A 22,795-nucleotide genomic window follows, 5' to 3' on the forward strand; every position below is an offset into this window, starting at 1 on the left:
GGTCGCGAAGGATCAGTCCGAGCGCGGCTCGAGCAGGCTGAACAGATCCGTGCGCAGGGACGAGGGGTTCGTGCCGGGCGTCGGCGGGGTCACGTAGAACTCCCAGAACGGGTACGTCATCTGCTCCTCGGACTCGCCGATCTCCTCGGTGAACGCACCCCAGCTCTCCGCCAGCGCTCCGTACCCGCCCACGTGGCTGACCCATGCCACGCGCCCGGCAGGCAGCGCCGAGGCGATGACCTCGTAGCCGCTGGCCAGAGTGATCGGCTCGGTGAGGGGAGCGTCGACCGGGAACCCGACCTCGACATCCGCGGTCGAGACCGGCGCCCGGTGGTGCAGCGCGAAAGCCGGCCCGATCGGGTGGATCCCTGCGTCCTCCAGGGCCGCGCTGAGGTGGGTGAAGGTGCCGTCCATCAAGGACGACATCTGGTACATCGGGAAGTCACGCTGGGACACCACCGCAGTGGGTATCTCCGGGGCGTCAGTCACCCGGCATGCGGTGGCCGGCTCGGCGGAGTCATAGGGATGCGGCAACGACGACATCGTGCAAAGTCCTGTTCAGAGTCGCGAACGGGCCGTGCATGATGCGACGGCCCGGGCTCGACCGTACCCCTCCAGCCCGGGTCTGACCAGTACGGTCGCTGTGCGTCTGCCGTGCAGGTCCGGCTGGCGGGCCCGCCGTCCAGATCCCGCAGCTGCGCCGGCCATCCAGGGTCCGCCGCGGGGCCCGACGGCAGGCTAGGGTCGACCCGTCACCGGGCGGCGGCGCCGACCTCCCGGTGCACCCCGGCCAGATCCAGCGCCAGCTCGCAGAACATGGAGTTCGACCAGGAGAACCACTCCCGCGTGAAGGTGGACGGATCGTCGACGTGCACGCCCTCGTGCATCATCCCCGTACCGCCGTCGGTGCGGATGAGCTGCTCGAGGATCCGCAGCCGCTCGGCATCATCGGCCGAGGTGAGTCCCTCGATGTTCTTCCCGATCGGCCACACATGGTCCGTGGGGGTGTGCGGCGAGCCCACGCCCTCGAGGTACGGGCCCGCGTAGTAGTACGGGTTCTGCCGCGAGAGCACCGCGGCGCGGGTGGCGAGGTAGGTCGGGTCGTCGGCCGCGACGCAGTCCAGGTAGGGCAGGCCCAGCAGGCTGGGCACATTCGCGTCATCGAGGAACACGTGATGGCCCAGGCCGTCGACCTCGTACGCCCAGATCTGCGTCCCGTCGGCCCCCTCGATCAGACCGTGCTGCTGGAGCGCCTCGCGGATCTCGGAGGAGAGCCGGCGCGCCTCCGCGGCGTCCTCCGCCTCGCCGGCGACCTCCTCGAGCAGATCCCCCAGCCGCTCCAGGGAGAGCGCCAGGAAGTGGTTGCCAGGGATGTTGTAGCCCAGCTCGCAGGCGTCGTCGCTGGGTCGGAACCCGGCCCAGACCAGGCCGTTCGGCGCGGTGAGCGAGCCGCGGCCCTCGCGCGCCAGGGTGTCCTGGGGTGTGCAGTTCGCGCGGCGGAAGAAGTACTCGGAGCGCTCCTCGTGGTGCTGCTCGGTGCGCACGGTGGCGAGGATCGTGCGGGCGGCGTCGACGAACTCCGCGGTCGCCCAGGTGGTGTCCCCGGTGGCCTTCCAGACCCGCCAGGCGAGATCCGGGCCGTAGGAGAGGGAGTCCAGCTCGAACTTCCGCTCCCATGCCCAGGGGCTGTCGAACTCCGTGTCGTCGCTGTCCCACTGGGAGGCATCCGCGGTGCGGTTGAAGGCGTTGGCGTACGGATCGATGACGATGTACTGCCAGTGGCGGCGCAGCAGGCCGGTCAGCAGGGCGACCAGCTGGGTGCGGTCCTCCCCGGTGCCGACCCCGGCGATGACCAGGCGCAGCAGCGGGGTGAGCTGGGCGGCGGAGTCCCGCAGCCACATCGCCGGGATGTCGCCGGTGATCACGAAGGTGGTGCCGTCCTCCTCGACATTCACCGTGGTCTCGGCGGTGTTGCGCAGGTAGGTCACCACCCGATGGGCGATCTCCGCGCGCTGGGCGGATTCGCCCAGGCCGCTGAGGATCCGCTCGTGCACGGCGTCGAGCAGGGAGGGGGGCAGCTGGACCATGGGGCTCCTCATCGCGATCGGCTGGTCGGCTCAGGGTAACCGAATATGTCATGGCGATGGACATATTGTGCGCAGTTCGGACGCCGACAGGCGCGAACCGCGACGCGACGTGCTCGGAGGCACGTCGGGGGAGGCGTCCTCGGTCGGGCGGGGCAACTACAGTTGAGGGCGTGTACGAAGGCATCGTCCAGGACCTCATCGACGAGCTCGGCAAGCTGCCGGGCATCGGCCCCAAGTCGGCTCAGCGGATCGCATTCCATCTGCTGGACGCCGACGACGCCTCTGTGCGCCGGCTCGCCGAGGTGCTGGTGACCGTCAAGGACACCGTGCGCTTCTGCGAGATCTGCGGGAACGTCTCGGCCGACGAGACCTGCAGGATCTGCGCGGACCCCCGTCGCACCAGCGAGATCATCTGCGTGGTCGAGGAGTCCAAGGACATCGTCGCGATCGAGAAGATCCGCGAGTTCAAGGGCCGCTATCACGTGCTCGGCGGGGCGATCGACCCGATCGGTGGCGTCGGCCCGAACGATCTGCGCATCACCCAGCTGATGAGCCGCCTGGGGTCGGGGGAGACCCAGGAGGTCATCCTCGCCCTGGACCCCAACATCGAGGGCGAGGCCACGGCCGCCTACCTCTCTCGGCTGCTCGGACCGCTCGAGCTCACCGTCAGCCGTCTCGCCTCCGGCCTGCCCGTCGGCGGCGACCTCGACTACGCCGACGAGATGACCCTCGGCCGGGCCTTCCTGGGCCGTCGCACCGTGTGAGAGTCGAGCTGGAGCCCCGATGACTTCCCCGTACTCGCAGGCCCTGCCGCCGCTGACCGACCTGCCGGCTCCCCGCGAGCTGCCCCGCGAGGCGACCCACCTGGTGCCCCCGGCAGAGATCATCGCCGACTCGAAGTCCGCGCTGCGTCGCCGCCTGCTGCGGATCTCCTGGGCCCCGGGACTGCTCCTCCTGGGCCTCTGGTACGTGCTGCTGGTCCTGTATGTCGTCGGCGCGTCGCCGACGTTCTGGTTCCTCACCCTCCTGGTCTCCCTCGGGGAGCCGGCGATGCTGCGGGCCACCACCGCCCAGCTCGGCTTGACCGGCGGTGGCCTCTGGGCGGCGTTCTTCCTGCTCCCGCTGTTCGCCACCGTGGTGAGCCTGGCCGTCACCGCACTGGCGCCGAGCGCGATCGCGGGCATGGATCCCCGGCGTCACCTCAGCGAACGCGGATTTCAAGCAGACGTCGCCACGCGGATCACCGCCTTCCTCCTGGGCCCGAGCGTCCTCGCCGTGGCGGCGCTGCCGCTCAGCGTCGCCGTCGGGCTCCCGCAGCCCTGGAGCGGACTGGGCGCGGGTCAGCTGATGGCCTGGACCCTGGCCGTCGGCGCACTCCTGCTGGCCTGGATCCTGGTGCGCCGCACGGTGAGCGCCCCGACGGTGCTGGGCATCGAACCGGCCGCAGCCCTGGAGACCACCGGGCGCCTGGACCGTGACCCCGTGACCCGGCGAGCCGCCGCCGCGCAGGTGCTCGGACAGGACCGTCGGCACCTGCCCCCGAACCCCGGCACCGCCGCCGCCCGGCGCGCCCTGACCCCGCGCGGCGCCCTGACCTCGCTGGCCCTCATCACCCGCGCCTCCCTGACCTGGGTGGCCCCTGCCGCCGCGGGCCTCGGCGTGATCATCTTCGGGATCGCCGACGTGGTCATCACCTTCAACGGTCTCCTGCAGAGCGATCTGGTCCAGGTGCGCTCCGCGCTGCGCTGGCAGATGGTCGCCGTGGGCGTTCCGGTGCTCGCCCTCGTGGCCCTCGCAGTGGCGTTCGCGCCCGGTCTCGCCGTGCTCGCCGCCGCGGGGCAACGGAGCGCCGTGATCGATCAGCGCACCTATCCGTCGTGGGAGCACCGAAAGCGGGTGAATCCCTGGGAGGCGCTGGTGGTGGCGCTGACCGGCTGGTTCAGCGCCGCGCTGACGCTGCTGGGACTGGTCCTGTTCGCCGTGGTGCTCGCACTGCTCGGGGCCGCCACCGCGCTGGCCTGGGTGTGGATCGTGGTGGGCGGCCTGACGCTGATCCCGCTGCTGGGCGCCGGGGCGTCGGCCGCGATGCGCCGGGGCCTGCGCGATGTGCTCTACGGACCGGCCGGGGACTACATGCGTCGCGAGACCCCGCACTCGCTGGTCGCCCCCGACATCGGTACCCGTGCCCAGCGGGCCGAGGACCCGGCGGTGCGGGCCGAGCAGCGCCGTCGCCTGCAGGCGCAGGGCGGCGACCACGCCCTGGCGATCTTCGACCTCGACGCCTCCGGGGAGCGGCTCTGGGTCGACGACAGCGCCCCGGGGGCGAAGGACACCGCCGTGCGGCAGGCGGACCTCGCCGCCGGGACCCTGCCGGACTTCGGCGGCGAGGGCTCGCCGTTCACCCGCGGGGACGGATCCGGTGACGGGCAGCACGGGGCCGACGGACGGCACGGGGCCGACGGGCAGGGCGGTCGCCATGGGATCCCGGATTCGATGACCGGCCTGCGCGAGCGCTGAGCCCGTCGCCCGTCGTCCCCGCAGATCAGGCGATCCGCGTCCCGGCGCCCAGGCGCTTGATCGGCACCGCCAGGCGCAGCACCGACACCGCCAGGGAGATGAGCGCGACGATTCCCCAGGCCGCCATGCCCATCGGCCACATCGGGATGCTCGTCGGCGTCCCGAGGTCCTCCGGATAGTTCTCGTCCTCCGGATCGCAGTTGTTGTAGTCCGACGGGTGCGGAGGGCTCGAGACCTCCCGCATGCCGAACTTGATGATGGTCAGCGCGTCCGGCGTGCGGCCGTCGTCGAACTGGTCCCAGTCCTGGTCCACGTCGATCGTGGGCGCCGTCTCGGCCAGCATGATCAGCGGGTTGGGCCACATCACGGGCTGGGCGAGGTCCATCCGCCACACGGACCGGGTCCTGGTCTCGGCGACGCAGATCCCGGTGTCGGTCGAGGTCTCGTAGTCGAACTCGGTGTGGTAGGTCGTGACCTCGCGCTCGGTGGTGAGGAACGTGGCGGAGATGCCCCACAGGATCGGACCCACGATGGTCACGCCGAACACCAGCACGTAGGCGAGCACCACCGAGCCGAGCTGGCGCTGGGTGATCGCGGACAGGCCCAGGCCGAGCGCGGTCACACAGAACGTCAGGAAGCAGATCATCACCACGACCCGCAGCAGGTAGAGCACGCTGACGTGCCCGAGCAGGGCGAGAGGCAGAGCCGACGGCATCGCCAGGACCATGAAGGCCAGTCCGGTGAGGATCCCCGCCAGCAGCTTGCCCAGCACGATCTCGATCGGGCTGAGCAGGCTCGCCTGCAAGGTGGCGAGGGTGCCGGCGGTGCGGTCCCCGTTGATCGAGCCAGCGGACAACGCCGGCGTGACCAGCAGCATCGCGATCAGCACGAGGACCATCTGCAGGCTGAACATCACCCGCGCGACCGGTGCGACCGTGACCCATTGGGAGGTGTACAGGGCCGGGGCCAGGGCGAGCAGGCCCAGCCCCAGCAGCACCACGGTCCACACGCCGAGCGCGACGTACCAGCGCACGGAACGGATCCGCTGCCGCAGCTCGAGGGCGGTGACCAGCCACAGTCCGCGCGGCCGGAGGGAGAAGGTCCCGTTCCTCATCAGAGCGCTCCTTCACGGTTCGCGGCGTCGGTCGCCAGGTAGGCCGCCTCGAGGCGGCCGGTGGCCGGGCCGAAGGAGACCACGGCGGCGCCCTTCGCGGTGAGGTCGGCCAGGAGCCGGGCGGCGGTGGCCTCATCGGGCAGATCGACCACCGTCTCGGCGTGGCCGCTGGTGGTGTGCGCGGGATCCACGACCCCGTGGTGATGCACCCTGAGCTCACCCAGGGCCCGCGACAGGGAGCTCGCATCGAGCGACTCGACCCGCCAGGGCCTGGGCCTCGCGGCGAGGTCGCGCACGCTGCTGGAGTCGACGACATGACCGCCGTCGAGGAAGACGACGTGATCAGCCATCTCCTCGAGCTCGGTGAGGATGTGGCTGGAGACGAGCACGGTGGAGCCGTTCTCGGCGACCTCCCGCACCACCTTCAGCAGTCGCCGGCGGGAGGCCGGGTCGAGGCCGGAAGCCGGTTCGTCGAGGATCAGGATCTGCGGACCGTGCACGAGGGCCCGGGCGAGGCCCAGGCGCTGCTTCTGGCCGCGGGAGAGCACATGGGCAGGCTGCTGGGCCAGCGGAACCAGGTCCATGAGCTGCAGCAGCTCCTGCACCCGGGTGCGCACCTGGGCGGTGGGCAGGAAGTACGCCCGTCCCATCACCTCGAGCACCTCGGCCACGCGCAGCGAGTCCCAGGCTCCGAACTGATCGGGCATCCAGCCCACCATCGCGCGCACCGCCGGCGAGTCCTGGGACGGATCGATGCCGTGCAGCAGCACGCGTCCCTGGTCCGGGGCGAGCAGCGAGGCGAGCATCAGCATCAGGGTGGACTTGCCCGAGCCGTTGGGGCCCACGAGCGCAGTCACCTTGCCGCGGGGCGCCACGAAGGACAGGTCCCGTACGGCGTGCACCGATCCGAAGGAGCGGCTGACGTGCTCGCAGACGATGCCGGCGCCCTGCTGAGAGGGGTGGACCAGGCCGCCCGGGTGGCTCTGGCCGCCTGGCTGGTGCTGGGCGCCCGGGTGGTGCTGGGCGCCCGGACCCGGGGCCGTGACGGCACTGTCGGGACCCGGCCTGCTGTTCGGCTCCCCCGAGCCGGACGGCGACGGCTGCGTCGAGTCGTAGTCGTATCTGTCCATCTGCGCTTCCCCCTATGGAACCCGGCGGTTCCCCCGGCCGGGGACGCATTCTGCGTCATGACCACAGCGTGCCACGGGGTGACCTGCACGGAGAACGTTTCAAGGGGCACGTTCCGGACACGAATCGTGGGGACATCGTGAAGGGGGCGGTGACGAGGCGTCGGCCCGAGCGACCAGCCGCCGGGCGGAGCAACCGAGCGCCGGGCAGCGCGCCCCGGCACCCGGCAGAGCAACGGGGTGGGGCCCACCGCTGCCGGCGAGCCCCACCCCGAGGCGTGGTGTCAGTTGGGACTGCTCACTCGGACATCGCCTTGTTGCCCTCGTCCTGCGCCTGCGGGATGCCCTCCTCGGCGGTGAGGCGGCCGATGAAGACCTCCTGGAAGATCGGGATCGCGGCGGTGAGCCCGGCGTTGGCGCGGGCACCGATGTCCGCCTCCGCGGCATTCTTCGCCGCGTCGACGAACACGCTGACGTCGATGCCCTTCTCCTCCCAGAAGGAGAGGAAGGCATCCTGCGCGTCGACGTGCGCGGGGAAGGAGACGCCCTTCTCGGCCAGCGGCAGCTGACCGTCGAGGCTGCCCAGCCAGGTCAGCAGGGCGGTGATGCCCTCCTGCTGCTCGTCGTCGGCCTTCGCGTTGCCCACGGCGACCACGCCGTGCACGAGCGACTTCGCGCCCTCGGGACCGGCGACCGGGGCCGCGAGCGCCCACTCGAAGGAGTCGGCCACGCCCTCGGCGATCGCCGAGAGGTTGTACGGACCGGACTGGAACAGGCCGAGCTTGCCCTGGATGAACAGGTCCTTCGTGAAGGCGCCGTTCTCGTTGGTGTCCGCCGCGCTCGGGGCGATCTCCGCGACGTTGACCAGGTCGGCCATGTACTGGAACGCCTCGATGCCCTCGGGGGAGGCGAAGGTGTACGTGTTCTCGTCCTGCCACTGCGCGCCGTTGGAGGCCAGCATCGGGCCGATGATCGCCTGCCGGTCGGCCTGCGAGTTGAAGCCGAACTGCTCGCGGGCGTCGGCGTCGAAGCCGTCCTCGCCGGGGTGCTTGCCGGCCTTGTCGAGCGTGAGAGCCTTCCCGGCGTCGCGCAGCTCGTCCGTCTCGGCGGTCGGGTCGAAAGCCAGGGCCGACGGGTCCACGCCGGCCTCCTCGACCAGAGCCTTGTTGTAGAACACGGCGATGGAGTCCCAGATCTGCGGCACGCCCCAGAGGCCGCCGTCGCGCGTGTACAGGTCCACGACGCTCTTCTCCCACTGGGCGGCGCCGTCGGGCACGACCTCGTTGATGTCCAGGAGGTCCTCGGAGTCCTTGTACAGGACGTAGTTCGCGGAGTTCATCCAGTACACGTCGGCCGCATCGCCGCTGGCCACGTCCAGCGGCAGACGGGTCCAGTAGTCGGCCCAGGGCACGAGGTCGATCGTCACGTTCCAGCCGCTGTCCGCGGTGAAGGCCTTGAACGACTCCTCGTACGCGGGCACGGCGTTCTCGTCCCAGAGGCGGAAGGTCAGAGAGCCCTTGCCGCCCCCGCCGTCCGAGCCCCCGGAACCCCCGTCGCCCCCGCCATCGCTCGAGGGGGAGCAGGCGGCCGCGGTGCCGAGCAGGCCCGCGGCGGCGAAGGAGGAGAGCAGGGTGCGACGCTTCAACATGGGGTGTCCTTCCGAAGGCCGCAGACGCGGCGCAGGTGATGGCTCCATTGTGCCGCTCCCGTGCGGGGCCCGGCCTCGAAGTCGTCGAATCGAGACGCGGCGCGACATACGGCGTGACATACGGCCGGGTGAGGCCGGAGCGCGGTCGGGGTGCGGCCGGAGCCAGGCCGAGGTGCAGCCGGGGCAGGCTGACTTCCGCTGAGGGGCGACGGCTGGTCAGCGCATCGTCGTGTCGCCCACGGAGCTGGTGATCTGCTTCTGGAACACGATCATTAGCAGCACCAGCGGCAGCATCGCGAGCGTCGTGCCGGCCATCACCAGGGTCCAGTTGTTGTTGTACTGCGACTGCAGCGCGGAGGTCGCCACCGTGATCACGCGCCATTCGGGACCGGACGTGATCACCATCGGCCACATGAAGTTGTTCCAGTGCGTGACCACCGTGATCAGCACGAGGGTCACGATGATGGGCCGGTTCAGCGGCACCACCAGGTGCCACAGCAGGCGCAGTGTGCCCGCGCCGTCGATCCGCATCGCGTCCATCAGCTCGCTGGGCACGCCGCGGAAGTTCTCCCGCAGAAGGAAGATCGCGTAGGGCGAGCCGAGCACGAACGGCAGGATCAGCGCCCAGAAGGTGTTGCGCAGGCCCATCTCGCTCATCATCAGGTACAGCGGCACCACCACGACCACCTGCGGCACCATCAGCGTCGCGACGTACACCCAGAACAGCAGGTCACGGCCCGGGAAGCGGAGCTGGGCGAAGGCATAGGCGGCCAGCACGGAGAACACCATCTGCCCCACCAGGATCACGGCGACCATCTGCACGGTCACCGCCACCGGGGTCACGAAGCCGTCCGCCCCTTCGGACGGAGCGAAGAGAGCCATGAAGTTCTCCAGCACCGGCGGCGCGGGGATCGTCAGCGGGCCCTCCTGCGCGAACTGCCGGCTCGAGGTGAACGCCGTCATCACGGAGAACAGGAACGGGCCGAGCGTGAGCACGGCGGCCACGGCGAGCACCACGTAGGTGCCGGCGTAGCCCGCGAGCGTGCGCGCCTGCATCGAGCCGGTGCTGCGGGGCCGACGGGAGCGGGCGGGGGTGGCGGATTCGGTGGGGGTGTTGGGGGTGGTCATCGCTGTCCTCCTCTCAGCTCATGTCGTAGGTGATGCGGCGGGCGAAGTAGCGCTGCTGGATGAGCGTGATGATCACCAGCAGCACGAACAGGATCACCGCGACGGCGCTCGCGCGGCCCAGGCTCGAGGAGGTGAACGCCTCGTGGTAGACGAGCGAGGCGATGACCTCGGTGCGGTGCTGGGGCCCGCCGCCGGTGAGCGCGAAGACCATGTCGAACACCTGGAAGCTCGCCACCACCTGCGTGACCGCGAGGAAGAACGTCGTCGGCCGCAGCAGCGGGATCGTCATGTACCGCATGGTCCGCCAGGGGCCCGCGCCGTCGATCCGCGCCGCCTCGTAGATCGAGCCGGGGATCCGGGACAGCCCGGCCTGGAAGAACAGCGAGATGTAGCCGACGTTCTGCCAGATCGCCACGAACGCCACCGCGGGCAGCGCGAGGCTCGGGTCGGTCAGCCACTCGATCCGCACGCCGAGGATCTGGTTCAGCGCGCCGACCGATGGCTGGAAGATCCACTTCCACACCACGCCGAGGGCGAGCGGCGCGCACACCCACGGGATCACCACGATCACCCGCACGATCGCCGAGCCCGGCAGCGCCCGCACCAGCTGCGAGGCGAGCGCCAGCCCGAGGGCGAGCGACACCGGCACCGAGATCAGCGTGAACAGGGCGGTGACGATCAGGGAGTTCAGCAGCGCCCCGTCGGCCAGCAGCGAGGCGTAGTTGTCCAGGCCGATGAAGTCGCGCGTGCCCAGCAGGTCCCAGCGGAACAGCGAGACCACGAAGGCGAGCAGCACCGGCAGGATCAGGAAGGCGGTCACGCCGATCAGGCTGGGCGCGATCAGCAGCCATCCCAGCAGGGGCCGACGGGCATTCATCGGCTCTCCCCTCGAGGTGCGGACTGGCGAAGATTCACCAGGTCACGGTATAGCAGGTGAGGGCCGGACGGCAGGCGGGGCACAGGACAGCGGGTGCGGCACGAGCGGGGGCGCGGCACGGACGACGGGCGGCGGGCGCGGCACGGCCGGCAGGTGGGGCACAGGACAGCGGGCGGGGCAGGGGATGACGGGGACCCCGGCCCGACGCGCACGGGCCGGGAGGAGCACGAGGTGGCTATATCGCCATCTCACATCGCCATCGGCCCGTCCGTGTCGTCCGCGCCGTCGGCCCGTCCGCCCGCGACTCCCGCCCTCCCTGCGCCGTCCACCCGCGACGCCGGCCCCGCCTGCGACCGTCCGCGCCGCCCGGTGGTGATCGCCGTCCCGGGGCCCGCTGCTCGATTACGCTCGTCCCATGAGCTCAGCGACGGAATCCGCAGGCGCCGACGCGCCGGTCACCGACCCCCACGCCAGCATCTACGACCACGGCTTCGTGCGCGTGGCCGCGGTGACCCTCCCGGTCGCGCTCGCCGACCCCGCCACCAACGCCGAGCGCCACCTCGAAAAGCTGCGCGACCTGCACGACCAGCAGGTGGGCCTCGCCGTGTTCCCGGAGCTGTCGCTGACGGGGTACTCGCTGGACGACCTGGTGATGCAGGAGCCGCTGCTGGACGCCGCCGAGCAGGCCGTCGCCACGCTGGTCGAGGCGAGCCGCGAGCTGCTGCCGATCATCGTGGTCGGCGCCCCGCTGCGCGCCCGCGACCGCTCCCGCATCTTCAACTGCGCCGTGATCATCCACCACGGCGAGATCCTCGGCATCGCCCCGAAGCAGAACCTCCCCACCTATCGCGAGTTCTACGAGCGCCGCTGGTTCGCCCCCGGAGATGACGCCGACGGGGTGTTCGTGCGGATCGACGGCGAGGACCACGAGCTCACCCCGCACTCGATCATCACTGTCGACGACGTGCCGGGCCTGCGCCTGTTCGTCGAGATCTGCGAGGACATGTGGGTGCCGGTGCCGCCGTCGGCCGAGGCCGCGCTCGCCGGCGCGACGGTGATCGCGAACCTGTCGGGCTCGCCGATCACCGTCGGCCGCGCAGAGGATCGCAAGCTGCTCGCGCGTTCCGCGTCGGCCCGCTGCCAGGCCGCCTATATCTACGCCGCCGCCGGCGAGGGGGAGTCCACCACGGACCTCGCCTGGGACGGGCAGACCTTCGTGTACGAGTGCGGCGACCTGCTGGGGGAGTCCGAGCGCTTCCCGCAGGGCCCGCGCGCGACGATCGTCGACGTGGACCTGGACCGTATCGTCTCCGAGCGCCGCCGCCAGAACACGGTCGACGACAACCGTCGCACCCACGCCGAGTCGCTCGAGAAGTTCTCGACCTGGCACGAGGCACAGCTCTTCGGGCCGTTCGCGGAGGACTTCGAGGACATCGATGAAGAGGACTTCGACGACGCCGACGACGTGGCCGCGCGTCCGCATCCGACGACGGGAGCGCTGCGCCGGCCGCTGCACCGCTTCCCCTTCGTGCCCGACGACCCCGCGCGCCTGGCACAGGACAGCTACGAGGCGTTCTCCATCCAGGTCGCGGGCCTGGTGCGTCGGCTGAGCGCGATCGGCGGCGACAAGCCCGGCGGCACGCGCCCCGTGCTCGGCGTCTCCGGCGGTCTGGACTCCACGCATGCGCTGCTGGTGTGCGCACGGGCGATGGATCAGCTGGGCCGCGACCGCTCCGAGATCCTCGCCTACACGATGCCAGGCTTCGCGACCACCGAGCACACCCGCTCCAATGCCGAGCTGCTCTCGCGGGCGATCGGGGCGAGCTTCGAGACGATCGACATCCGTCCCGCCTCCACCCAGATGCTGAAGGACATGGGGCACCCCGCCGGCAGCGGCGAGGAGGTCTACGACGTGACCTTCGAGAACGTGCAGGCCGGCATGCGCTACGACTACCTGTTCCGCCTCGCGAACCATCACGGCGGCATCGTGGTGGGCACCGGCGACCTCTCCGAGCTGGCGCTGGGCTGGTGCACCTACGGCGTGGGCGACCAGATGTCCCACTACGGCGTGAACGCGGGCGTGCCCAAGACGCTGATCCAGCACCTGATCCGCTGGGTCGTCGCCGAGGGCCTGTTCGACGACGCGACAGGAGACCTGCTGCAGGCCGTGCTCGACACCGAGATCTCCCCGGAGCTGATCCCCACCAAGCCGGGGGAGAAGGCGCAGTCCACCGAGGACTCGATCGGCCCCTACGCGCTGCACGACTTCACGCTCTACCACCAGCTGCGCCGCGGCTACGGCCCCGCGAAGATCGCCTACCTCGCCCACCAGGCCTGGGGTGATCTCGACGCGGGCGAGTGGCCCGCCGGATACACCGAGGGCGACAAGCGCTCCTACACCCGCGGCGAGATCAAGCACTGGCTGACCGTGTTCACCCGTCGCTTCTTCTCCAACCAGTTCAAGCGCTCGGCCATGCCGAACGCCCCGAAGGTGCTGGCCGGCGGCTCGCTGTCTCCGCGCGGGGACTGGCGGATGCCCTCGGACGCCACGAGCAAGGCCTGGATGGCCGAGCTCGAGAACGAGGTGCCGGGGGACTGAGCCAATCACGATCCATCCGTGCGTTCCCTGCGTCTGGGAGCTGCCAGATGCAGGTATTGCACGGATGGATCCTGGGGCGCGCCGAGATTGAGACCGAGGTTTCCGGCGGCTGAACCGCCGCAAGGTCTCACCGACAACGCCCCGCCGGCTCCGTCCCGCCGACATCGCCCCGCTGGCCCCGTCCCGCCGGCCCCCTCCCCTCTGACAGGCCAGGGCTGAAGGATCCATCCGTGCGTTCCCTGCGTCTGGGAGCTGCCAGATGCAGGTAACGCACGGATGGATGCTGGGGTGGCGGTGACCGGGCGGTGGCGGTGACCGGGCGGTGGCGGTGAGCGCCGCGGCGGTGGCCGGTCCTGCCAGCTGCGGTGGTCTCCCGGCGGTCGGAATCGCCGGCAGACCTTCCGGTCGACCTACTTCACCGCGCCCATCGACAGGCCGCGCACCAGCTGCTTCTGCGCGATCCAGCCGGCGAGGACCACCGGCAGCGAGGCCAGCACCGAGGCGGCGGAGAGCCGGGCGAGGAACTGGCCCTCCGAGGTCATCGTCGACATGAGGAAGATCGGCACGGTCGCGGCGTTCGCGGCGGTGAGGTTCAGGGCGAAGAAGAACTCGTTCCAGGCGAAGATCACGCAGATCAGCGCGGTGGCGGCGACGCCCGGCGCGACCATCGGCAGCAGCACCGTGCGCATGGTGCGCAGCAGCGAGGCCCCGTCGATCGACGCCGCCTCGAGCACCTCGCCGGGCACCTCGAGGAAGAACGAGCGCATCATCCACACCGCGATCGGGAGGTTCATCGCCGTGTACAGCACGATGAGGGTGAGGATGTTGTCGAGCATCCGGATCTGGCCCGCGATCACGTAGATCGGCATGATCACCGCGACCACCGGCAGCATCTTCGTGGAGATGAAGAAGAACAGGAAGTCCTGCGTGCGCTTCACCGGCCGGATGCTCACCGCGTAGGCGGCGGGCACCGCGAGCACCAGCACGAGCAGCGTCGAGCCGACGGTCGCGATCATCGAGTTCAGCAGGTACGAACCCGCCCCGGAGGAGCCGATGATCGAGGCGTACTGGTCCAGCGTGGGCGTGAAGAAGAAGGTGGGCGGGTTCGAGGCCGCCTGGCTCTCCTGCTTGAAGCTGGTCAGCACCATCCACGCCACCGGGGCGAAGAAGATCAGGCCGGCCGCCCAGGCCAGGATGGTCAGCAGGATTCCGCCGGTCCTGCCCTGGGCTCGGCGCGGGCGGATCGGTGCAGCGGAGCGCGTCCGGTGCGGGGCATCAGCGGTGGCGGTGCTCATGACTCCGTCCCCTTCCGGTCTGTCCTCACGGGTCGTCGACGAAGGATGCTCATGACTGCTCCTTGGAGTTGATGCTGGTGAAGATCAGGCGCAGCGCGAAGGTCGCGATCACGATCGTGGCGATCACGGTGACCACGCCCATCGCGGCGGACTGCCCGATGTCGAAGCCGAGGAACGCGCGCTGGTAGATGTAGAACGGCAGGTTGGCGCTCGCGGTGCCCGGGCCGCCCGCGGTCATGAGGTAGATCTGGTCGAAGGTGTTCACGACGTAGATCGCGCCCAGGAGCACCGACAGCTCGAGGTAGAACCGCAGGTGGGGCAGGGTGATGTGCACGAAGGTCTTGCCCGGGCCGGCGCCGTCCATCGAGGCGGCCTCGAGCACGTCGCCGGTCTGGGACTGCAGGCCCGCCAGGAGCAGCAGCATCATGAACGGCGTCCACTGCCACACCAGCGCGATGATGATCGAGACCATCGGGAACTGACTCGTCCAGTCCACCGGAGAGATCCCGACGGTCCCGATCAGCCAGTTGACCAGCCCGTACGTCGGATCGAACATCGAGATCGACCACAGCATCGCCCCGGCCACCGGCATGATGAGGAACGGCGTGATCAGCAGGGTGCGGATGAAGCCGCGCCCGAAGAACTTCCGATCCAGCAGCAGCGCCAGGCCCAGCCCCAGCAGGAGCGAGACGACCACGCAGCCCAGCGTGAACAGGATCGAGTTCAGTGCCGCGGTGCGGAACGTGGAGTCGACGAAGATGTCGAGGTAGTTGCGCAGTCCCACGAACTTCTCGCCCTCGGGGCGCAGCAGGTTGCGTGAGCGCAGCGAGTACCAGATCGTCAGCAGGAACGGGATCTGGGTGCAGATGACCACGAACAGGAAGGCGGGCATCAGCGGGAGCCGACGCCGCCAGGCCTCGGCCTTCGAGTACTCGCCGTCGTGCGGGGCACGGTCGCGCGGCTTCTGGGCCGACGAGGTGCGCGGTGCGTCCGGTCCGCGGCCGACGGGGGTGTCAGTGGCTGTGCTCATCGGTCCCTCTCCTCCCGCTCTGTTCTGGTGCTCTTGGTGCTCTTGGTGCTCTTGGTGCTCTTGGTGCTCTTGGTGCTCTCGGTTCGTCGTCGCGAGGTCGTCATCGTTCAGCCCTCCCAGCCGTAGGTGCGGGCGACCGATTCGGCGAACCCTTGGGACTGCTTCAGCGCCTCGTCGACGCTCTTCTGCCCGGCGATCGCGGCGGAGAACTGCTGGCCCACGCGCGTGCCGAGGTCCTGGAACTCGGGGATGACCACGTTCTGGAGCCCGTCGTACGGGACCTCCACGGTCATCGAGTTCTCCTGCGTCGAGTTCTCCATCGAGTCGAGCGTGGGCTTCGCGTAGTTCTTCGAGAGCTCCGCGTACTCGGGGATCTCGTAGGTGGACAGGCGGGAGCCGGGCGGGAGCGCCTCCCAGCCCACCTCGTTGCCCACGAGCTGGAAGTAGTCGGGATGGGTCATCCAGGCGATGAACTCCCAGGCCGCGTCCTTCTTCTGACTGGTCTCGGGGATCGCGAGAGCCCACGAGTACAGCCAGCCGGCGTAGGGCGTCTCGAGCGTCGGCCCCAGGGCGTAGCCGGTCTTGCCGACCACGGTGGAGGAATCGGGGTTCTCCACGCCGGAGACCATGGAGGAGGCGTCGAACCACATGGCGGCGTTGCCCTGGCTGAACCGGGTGAGGCACTCGCCGAAGCCGGAGGTGGCGGCGCCGGGCTGCCCGTAGGAGCGCAACGTGTCCACGTACATCGAGACAGCGTCGTGCACCTCGGGTGAGCTCAGCTGCGGGGCCCAGTCCATGTCGAACCAGCAGCCGCCGAAGGTGTTGATGACCGTGCTCATCGGCGCGAGGTTCTCGCCCCAGCCGGCCAGACCGCGCAGCGCGATGCCGCTCATGCCGGCGTCGGGGTCGTGCAGGGTCGAGGCGAAGTCGCGCACGTCGTCCCAGCTGGGGTGCTCCGGCATCGTCAGACCCGCCTCATCGAACAGGTCCTGGCGGTACACGAGGAACGCGCTCTCGCCGTAGAAGGGCACCGAGTACATGGAGCCGTCCACGGTGAGAGCGTCCTTGATGGTGGGCACGAAGTCGTCCGGCGCGTAGCCATCGGTTTTCGCGATGTAGGGCTCGAGGTCGGTGAGCCAGCCGTTGGGCGCCCACAGCGGGGTCTCGTAGTTGGAGATCATCACGACGTCGAACTCGCCGCCGCCGGAGGCGACCGACGCGGTGATCTTCGCGCGCGCCTCGTTCTCGGGCAGGGACACGAACTGCACGTCGATGTCGGGGTGCTTCTGCGTGAAGTCGTCGATGAGGCTGATGGCGTCCTGCATCTGCGGGTTCGAGACGATCGCGACGACGATCGACTCCTTGCCGCCGCCACCGGAGCCGCAGCCGGCCAGGGCTGCGGCGCCGAGCCCGGCGGTGAGGCCGGCGCCCAGGACAGTGCGACGGCTGGGGCGTATCGCTGCAGGTGCAGGTGCAGGTGCAGGTGCAGGTGCAGGTGCAGGTGCAGGTGCAAATGCAGGTACGGGTGCGGTTACGGGTGTGGGCGCGGTCGTGGCGGAGCCCGGGGGCCGAGGCGGGCTTCCGGGTCGGGCCTGTCGTGCCGCGCGGGGCGGTCGTGGTCGGAGGTGTCCCATGCGCTGTTCTCCTCTGAACGGCTGAGGCTGGACGGGCCCTGAGATGGGGAGGGGCTCGCGTCGTGGCCGCTGTAGAACGGTGGGTCCGGCGGGTCCTGCGTGACCCTGAACTGCTCAGGGCAGGTCCTGAGCTGTCCCGGGTGTCCGGGGCTGTCTCAGGAGGGGCCGACAGTGGCCCGCTGGGATGGTGTGCCTCGGCAACGGTGCCGTGCACTCATATGATCGCTGAATATTGCTCAACTGAGAGTGAGCGTAGTCATATACGCTCAGGTGAGCAACAGTCCGCGAGCAGATGTTCACGACGTGAGATCTTGGAGGAGGGTTCCCATGGCGCACCACGGCACGATGTCGGACGGGGAGCCGCAGGTCGGCACGGAGGTCGAGGTGCCCCCGACGGCCCTGCTCAAGGTCCAGCTCGCCACCGGATATTTTGTGGACGGCCAGTCCAAGGTCGAGCTCGCCCGCCGCCATCGGCTGTCCCGGTTCCAGGTGGCCCGACTGCTCGACGAAGCGCGCGACGAGGGCATCGTGCGCATCGAGATCGTCGACCCGACGGCCGCCGGACGCACCCACGCGCAGCTCGCGCAGCGCCTCGGGATCTCCTCGGTGACCATTGCCGCGTCCCGCCCGGGCGAGCCGATGCGGGATGCGGTCGCCCGCCAGGTGGCACGCCTGCTGCCGGTCGCCCTGCGTGAGGGCGGCCGTCTCGGAGTCGCGTGGTCGCGCACCCTCATGCATCTGCCGGACCACCTCGGCGCGCTGCCCCCGGCGGACGTCGTCCAGCTCGTCGGCCCGCTCAGCGCGCCCGGCTTCTCCACCGCCCTGTCCTCGGCGCTCGTGCACACCCTCGGCGCCCGGGCCGGCGGTCGGGTCTGGGCCCTGCCCACCCCGCTCATCGTCGACTCCGCCCAGGTCGCTTCGTCACTGCGAGCCATGGAGGAGGTGCGCACCGCACTCGATGCGGCCGACGACCTCGACGTCGCCGTGGTCTCCATCGGTGCCTGGGCCGCCGGCGCCTCGACGCTCTGGGCGCGGCTCGGGGCCGACGAGCAGCGCCGTGCGCACGACGCCGGCGTCGTCGCCGAGGTGTGCGGGATCCTCCTGGACGGCTCTGGGGCGGTGTGGCACTCCGCGATGGAGGATCGTGTGATCGGCGTGCGGGCCGACCAGCTGCGACGCGCCCGGGTGATCGCTGCGGCGCCCGCCGTCGGCCGCCCCGAAGCGGTCGTCGCCGCCGCCCGCTCCGGTCTCGTCGACGACATCGTGCTCGCCCCCGAGCTCGCCGACCAGGTCGCCGCGCTGCTCGGGTGAAGGGTGGGGCTCCGCTCGCCGCTCGCCGCTCGACGCTGGCAGCCCGCCGCTCGCCGCTCGCCGCCTTCACCTGGGCGTCGTCGTCTCTCTGTGTCCCGATCGTCGGCGCTCAGTCGATTCGATCAGATGAGCGTCAACCCCTGCTCATCTGACGCGGGAGTGTGTATCGTCAGTGCTCCGAGCACTCGCCGACGAAGGATGAGCCATGACCGCGTTGACCTCCGCTTCCCTCTCCGACATCGCTGCGAAGGGCGAGGTCGCCGTCCCGACGTACCCGCTCCAGGAGCGGAAGGTCGGCATCGTCCACTTCGGCGTGGGCGGCTTCCACCGCGCGCACCAGGCCATGTTCCTGGACCGGCTGTTCAACGCCGGCCGTGACCGCGACTGGGCGCTGTGCGGCGTCGGCCTGCTGCCGGGCGATTCCCGCATGCGCGATGCCCTCGCCGCCCAGGACGGCATGTACACGCTGGTCACCAAGGCGCCCGACGAGACCCGCGACCCCCGCATCATCGGCTCGATCGCCAAGTACCTCTTCGCCCCCGACGACCCCGAGGCCGTGCTCGCCCAGATGGTCGACCCGGCGGTGCGCATCGTCTCGCTGACCGTCACCGAGGGCGGCTACAACTACAACCCCTCCACCGGCGAGTTCCAGTACGAGACCGAGGCGGTCGCCGCGGACCTCTCCACCGACTTCGCCGACGGCTCCGGCACCCCGCGCACGATGTTCGGTTACGTCGTGGAGGCGCTGCGCCGCCGCCGCGAGGCCGGCACGGAGCCGTTCACGGTGATGTCCTGCGACAACGTGCGCGGCAACGGCGACCTCGCCAAGCGCATGATCCTCGCCTACGCCCGCCGCCGCGACGAGAACGGCCTGCACGGCGAGGCCACGGTCGGCGACTGGATCGAGAGCCACGTCGCCTTCCCCAACTGCATGGTCGACCGCATTACCCCGGTCACCGCGCCCGAGGACATCGAGATGATCTCGGAGGATTACGGCATCGAGGACGCCTGGCCCGTGGTCAGCGAGGACTTCGTGCAGTGGGTTCTGGAGGACGAGTTCCCCGCCGGCCGTCCCGCCTATGAGGAGGTCGGGGTGCAGATGGTCGAGGACGTCGAGCCCTACGAGCTCATGAAGCTGCGCCTGCTGAACTGCTCCCATCAGGCCATCGCCTACTTCGGCCTGCTCCTGGGGCAGACTTACGCCGACGAGGCCGCCGTGGACGAGCATCTCGCGCCCTTCACGCGCACCCTCTACATGGACCACGAGGGCACCCCCACCGTGCCCGAGGTGCCGGGCATGGATCTGACCGCCTACAAGGACGAGCTCATGGCGCGTTTCGCGAACCAGAGCGTCAAGGACACACTGGCCCGCCTCGCCGCGGAGTCCTCCGACCGCATCCCCACCTGGCTGGTCCCCGTGATCCAGGAGAACCTCGAGGCCGGACGCGACGTCACCGCCTCCGCCGCGATCGTCGCCTCCTGGGCCCGCTACGCCGAGGGCACCGGCGAGAACGGTGAGGAGTGGCCTGTGGTGGATCGTCTCCACGACCGCGTCATGGCCGCCGCCGCGAAGCACGACGAGGACCCGCTGGCGTTCCTCCGCGACGAGGAGCTCTTCGGCGACCTCGTCGACCAGGAAGCCTTCACCACGCCCTACCTCCACGCCCTCGAGGTGCTCCGGGCCGACGGCGCCCGAGCCCTCCTCACGGAGCTCGTCGAGAAGGGCTGACCCGCCGCTCGCTCGGGCTGCCCCACCACTGCGAGACAATCACCCTTGCTGGCGTCGACGCACCTCGGTCGCCTGCCGCCCTGTCCAGCCCAATTTTGTGGGGTGGAGACCGATGCTGGCGCACGCATCGGTCGTCCAGGCGGCAAAACCAGGATCCTGGAGAAGTGGACTGGGCCGAATGGGCAGATTCGGCCGACTGGGCCGACTGTGCTGCTGGGCCTCTGCCCCACTGCGCCACTGTCCGAGGTGGTTGAGGTGGTCGCGGTTCAGTCTGACGCCGGCGGGCGGAGGGATCGTCCGAGCAGAGCTCCGCGGCGACCGGCCCAGTTGTCAGGTGACGGGGCGCGGGCACCGGCTCGCAGGAACGTGCGGTGCAGGGCGGCCAACGCCCGCTTGGGATGTTTGATGTCCTCACCGGTGAGGGTTCTCAGTTCCCACCCCACGGAAGCGAGCGAATCCTTCCGTGCCTGATCAGAGCGCCATTGCTTCTTGGTGAGGCGGTGATAGTCGCCGTCGTACTCCACGCCGATCCTGTGCTCCGGGTATGCGAGGTCGAGGTACCGCATCTGCCCGGTGTCGGGATCCACCACTGGGTGGTTGATGGCGGGCTGGGGAAATCCTGCGCGGCCCAGCAGCAGCCGTGTCCGCGTCTCGCCCGGGGAATCCGTGTTCGGTTGCGCATCCCGCAGGGCCTTCCTCAGCGCAGAGGAACCCCAGCGTGAGCCGTAGGTGTCTGCCGCGATCCGGATCGCCTCCAGCGTCACGCCGCGTACCGGGGGATCCCGACGGACCAGGGAGTCGATGGCGATGACGACTTCATCGTGGGGGAGGATGCTTGCGAGCTCTAGCAGTACGACGTAGGGGTGGGACATCTTGAGCCCCAAGTAGGTGAAACCGGGTCGCGGGGACGTGCGATGCAGGACCACATGCTGTCCTGCAGATCTCTGGCGACCATGCTCGAGCCGGGCATGGAGCAGCGGCGGTGTCGTCAGGTGGCGAGCGGCGGCAGGCGGACCCGGCTGGGCCCCCGCTGTGTTGAGCGTGAGGCCGGACTCCGCTCGTGACACCCATGCGGCGGGGAGCTCGTCAGCGTGATCCGCTGCGGAACCTGGTGGGATCGGCACTGTTCCCGGCACGGTGCGTCGTCCGTCGAGAAGATAGGACGCGCTGGACAGCAGGCCCATCTCGTTGTCGGTCCACCAGGGGATCGAGATGCCGAACAGAGCGGCGGCCGTGGTGTGGCTGATGATGGCGCCGGGGATCACGCTGGTCTGTAGGACGTCACACATGGTGTTGACGCTCGCCGGTGCCGACGTCGGGGTCGAGAATCCGTGGAAGACCGTGGTGAATGCAGGCCCCGCGAGGCGGTCCGTGGAGACGCCGAGACTCCGCCACTCGGCGCGAGAGAGGAGGGCCCCAGGCGGGAGAGGTGTGGCTCGCATGTCGGCCGACGGTAGTGCCCGGGCATGCGGTGCGCTCGATCCCACGTTCCCATGGGGATGACACTGAGTTGTGGAGGAGGGGTTCTCACTTCTCGCGACGCCCGACCCGACCCGACACGACCCGATCCGCACTCCGGAAGGTGAGGGACACCGTGCCGCCCGGAGCCGGGATTCCGCAACGAGATATCGAGTTTTGCTGGATCTAGGACCGATGCGAACGCCGTGTTATGTCGCAGGACATCGGTGACAGTTCTGTATCAGGACATCGGTGACACTTCCGTGGCTCTTGGTGGTGACACTTCGCCGGTAAAAATGGGCGGTGAGCAGAAACGAGCCCGTCGATCCCACTGTCCGCCTGGCCATCTCGCGGTGGCCTGATGACGCGCCGCGTGGGTCGGTGAGCACGTTCTGCGTCGAGCACGGCATCTCGCGCAAGACGTTCTACGTCCTCCGTGCTCGCGCCCGCGTCGATGGGCCCGCGGCCGTGCTCGAGCCCCGCACCAAACGACCACATACCTCCCCGGGCCAGCTCGATGAAGAGGTCAAGGACCAGGCTGTTCAGGTCCGCGCCGCACTCGAAGCGTCTGGGCTGGATCACGGTCCGATCAGCGTCCACGACCGGATGAAAGCGATGGGACTTGAAGCGCCATCGATCGCGGCCCTGGCACGGATCTTCCGCGAACGAGGCGTGGCTCGACTGGAGCCGAGGAAGCGGCCTCGCGCGTCCTGGCGGCGGTTCGTCTATCCGGCACCGAACGCGTGCTGGCAGCTGGATGCGACCCAGTACGTCCTCACCAACGGCCGGACCTGCGTGATCTTCCAGCTCCAGGACGATCATTCGCGCCTCGCGGTCGCCTCTCACGTGGCGGGCAGCGAGACCGCTGAAGCAGCGATCGCGGTGTTCAACAAGGGCACCGCGCGTTGCGGAACTCCACAGCGTCTGCTCACCGACAACGGAGCCGCGCTGAACCCCACGCGCCGTGGGATGAAGGGCCAGCTCGTCATCCACGTGACCGCGCTGGGAGTCGAGGCGATCACCGGGAAGCCCTACAAGCCGACCACGCAGGGCAAGAACGAACGATTCCACCAGACCTTGTTCCGCTGGCTGGACAAGCAGCCCATCGCGGGAAGCATCGAAGAGCTCCAAGCACAGGTCGACGAGTTCGACGTCATCTATAACGAGCAACGCCCTCACCAGGGACTGAGGTGCCGCGTGGTTTTCGGACAGTGGGCCCTCTTACGATGAGGGTGCTACTG

The 22,795-nt window shown here is 69.7% G+C and carries 16 protein-coding genes and 1 pseudogene; 6 read left to right on the plus strand and 11 right to left on the minus strand.

The window, feature by feature from the left end:
• Window positions 1–12 precede the first annotated feature (12 nt).
• Both INT49_RS18180 and INT49_RS18185 read right to left on the minus strand, forming a co-directional pair.
• Entirely contained in the window at window positions 13–543 is a 531-nt protein-coding gene (locus INT49_RS18180; RefSeq protein ID WP_193119162.1) for a transcriptional regulator, read from the minus strand.
• 209 nt (window positions 544–752) lie between these two features.
• Window positions 753–2,087: a glycoside hydrolase family 125 protein gene (locus INT49_RS18185; protein WP_193119163.1), complete on the minus strand. Its 1,335-nt coding sequence runs from the start codon at window positions 2,085–2,087 to the stop codon at window positions 753–755.
• 170 nt (window positions 2,088–2,257) lie between these two features.
• On the opposite strand from INT49_RS18185, the gene recR reads away from it, so the two are divergent.
• Together recR and INT49_RS18195 are read left to right on the plus strand one after the other, a co-directional pair.
• Entirely contained in the window at window positions 2,258–2,851 is a 594-nt protein-coding gene (recR, locus tag INT49_RS18190; RefSeq protein WP_193119164.1) for a recombination mediator RecR, read from the plus strand.
• A gap of 19 nt (window positions 2,852–2,870) precedes the next feature.
• Window positions 2,871–4,604: a hypothetical protein gene (locus INT49_RS18195; protein ID WP_193119165.1), complete on the plus strand. Its 1,734-nt coding sequence runs from the start codon at window positions 2,871–2,873 to the stop codon at window positions 4,602–4,604.
• 25 nt (window positions 4,605–4,629) lie between these two features.
• Here the strand turns inward: INT49_RS18195 and INT49_RS18200 are convergent, their stop codons facing one another.
• The 5 genes from INT49_RS18200 to INT49_RS18220 form a co-directional block, all read right to left on the minus strand.
• Window positions 4,630–5,718 carry an ABC transporter permease gene (locus INT49_RS18200; RefSeq protein WP_193119166.1) on the minus strand — a complete coding sequence of 363 codons (1,089 nt, stop codon included), beginning with the start codon at window positions 5,716–5,718 and terminating at the stop codon, window positions 4,630–4,632.
• Window positions 5,718–6,848: an ABC transporter ATP-binding protein gene (locus INT49_RS18205; RefSeq protein ID WP_193119167.1), complete on the minus strand. Its 1,131-nt coding sequence runs from the start codon at window positions 6,846–6,848 to the stop codon at window positions 5,718–5,720. The genes INT49_RS18200 and INT49_RS18205 overlap by 1 nt, the downstream gene beginning before the upstream one ends.
• Before the next feature lie 295 nt (window positions 6,849–7,143).
• A complete protein-coding gene (locus INT49_RS18210) occupies window positions 7,144–8,493 on the minus strand; it encodes an extracellular solute-binding protein (RefSeq protein WP_193119168.1) in 1,350 nt (449 codons plus the stop codon).
• 216 nt (window positions 8,494–8,709) lie between these two features.
• Complete coding sequence (locus INT49_RS18215) at window positions 8,710–9,621, minus strand: carbohydrate ABC transporter permease (protein ID WP_319021696.1); 912 nt, start codon at window positions 9,619–9,621, stop codon at window positions 8,710–8,712.
• Window positions 9,622–9,634: 13 nt separating this feature from the next.
• The gene (locus INT49_RS18220) at window positions 9,635–10,498 is read right to left on the minus strand and encodes a carbohydrate ABC transporter permease (protein WP_193119169.1); all 864 of its coding nucleotides are present in this window, start codon (window positions 10,496–10,498) and stop codon (window positions 9,635–9,637) included.
• Between the two features lie 415 nt (window positions 10,499–10,913).
• Here INT49_RS18220 and INT49_RS18225 point away from each other — a divergent pair, with 415 nt between their 5' ends.
• Window positions 10,914–13,097: an NAD(+) synthase gene (locus INT49_RS18225; RefSeq protein ID WP_193119170.1), complete on the plus strand. Its 2,184-nt coding sequence runs from the start codon at window positions 10,914–10,916 to the stop codon at window positions 13,095–13,097.
• Window positions 13,098–13,507: 410 nt separating this feature from the next.
• Here INT49_RS18225 and INT49_RS18230 read toward each other — a convergent pair whose 3' ends face one another.
• The 3 genes from INT49_RS18230 to INT49_RS18240 form a co-directional block, all read right to left on the minus strand.
• The gene (locus INT49_RS18230) at window positions 13,508–14,392 is read right to left on the minus strand and encodes a carbohydrate ABC transporter permease (RefSeq protein ID WP_193119171.1); all 885 of its coding nucleotides are present in this window, start codon (window positions 14,390–14,392) and stop codon (window positions 13,508–13,510) included.
• Between the two features lie 49 nt (window positions 14,393–14,441).
• Complete coding sequence (locus tag INT49_RS18235; RefSeq protein WP_193119172.1) at window positions 14,442–15,422, minus strand: carbohydrate ABC transporter permease; 981 nt, start codon at window positions 15,420–15,422, stop codon at window positions 14,442–14,444.
• A gap of 107 nt (window positions 15,423–15,529) precedes the next feature.
• A complete protein-coding gene (locus tag INT49_RS18240) occupies window positions 15,530–16,747 on the minus strand; it encodes an ABC transporter substrate-binding protein (RefSeq protein ID WP_226850918.1) in 1,218 nt (405 codons plus the stop codon).
• Between the two features lie 636 nt (window positions 16,748–17,383).
• Between INT49_RS18240 and INT49_RS18245 the strand changes: the two genes are divergently transcribed.
• Entirely contained in the window at window positions 17,384–18,367 is a 984-nt protein-coding gene (locus INT49_RS18245; RefSeq protein WP_226850920.1) for a sugar-binding transcriptional regulator, read from the plus strand.
• A gap of 205 nt (window positions 18,368–18,572) precedes the next feature.
• Window positions 18,573–20,096 carry a mannitol dehydrogenase family protein gene (locus INT49_RS18250; RefSeq protein WP_193119173.1) on the plus strand — a complete coding sequence of 508 codons (1,524 nt, stop codon included), beginning with the start codon at window positions 18,573–18,575 and terminating at the stop codon, window positions 20,094–20,096.
• Window positions 20,097–20,362: 266 nt separating this feature from the next.
• Here the strand turns inward: INT49_RS18250 and INT49_RS18255 are convergent, their stop codons facing one another.
• Window positions 20,363–21,385, minus strand: a complete 1,023-nt coding sequence (locus INT49_RS18255) for a hypothetical protein (RefSeq protein ID WP_193119174.1) — start codon at window positions 21,383–21,385, stop codon at window positions 20,363–20,365.
• Window positions 21,386–21,857: 472 nt separating this feature from the next.
• On the opposite strand from INT49_RS18255, the pseudogene INT49_RS18260 reads away from it, so the two are divergent.
• Window positions 21,858–22,754: pseudogene (locus INT49_RS18260) on the plus strand (integrase core domain-containing protein); the annotation flags it as partial.
• Window positions 22,755–22,795: the final 41 nt, after the last annotated feature.

It is taken from the genome of Brachybacterium tyrofermentans (assembly GCF_014897585.1).
Lineage (GTDB): Bacteria > Actinomycetota > Actinomycetes > Actinomycetales > Dermabacteraceae > Brachybacterium > Brachybacterium tyrofermentans.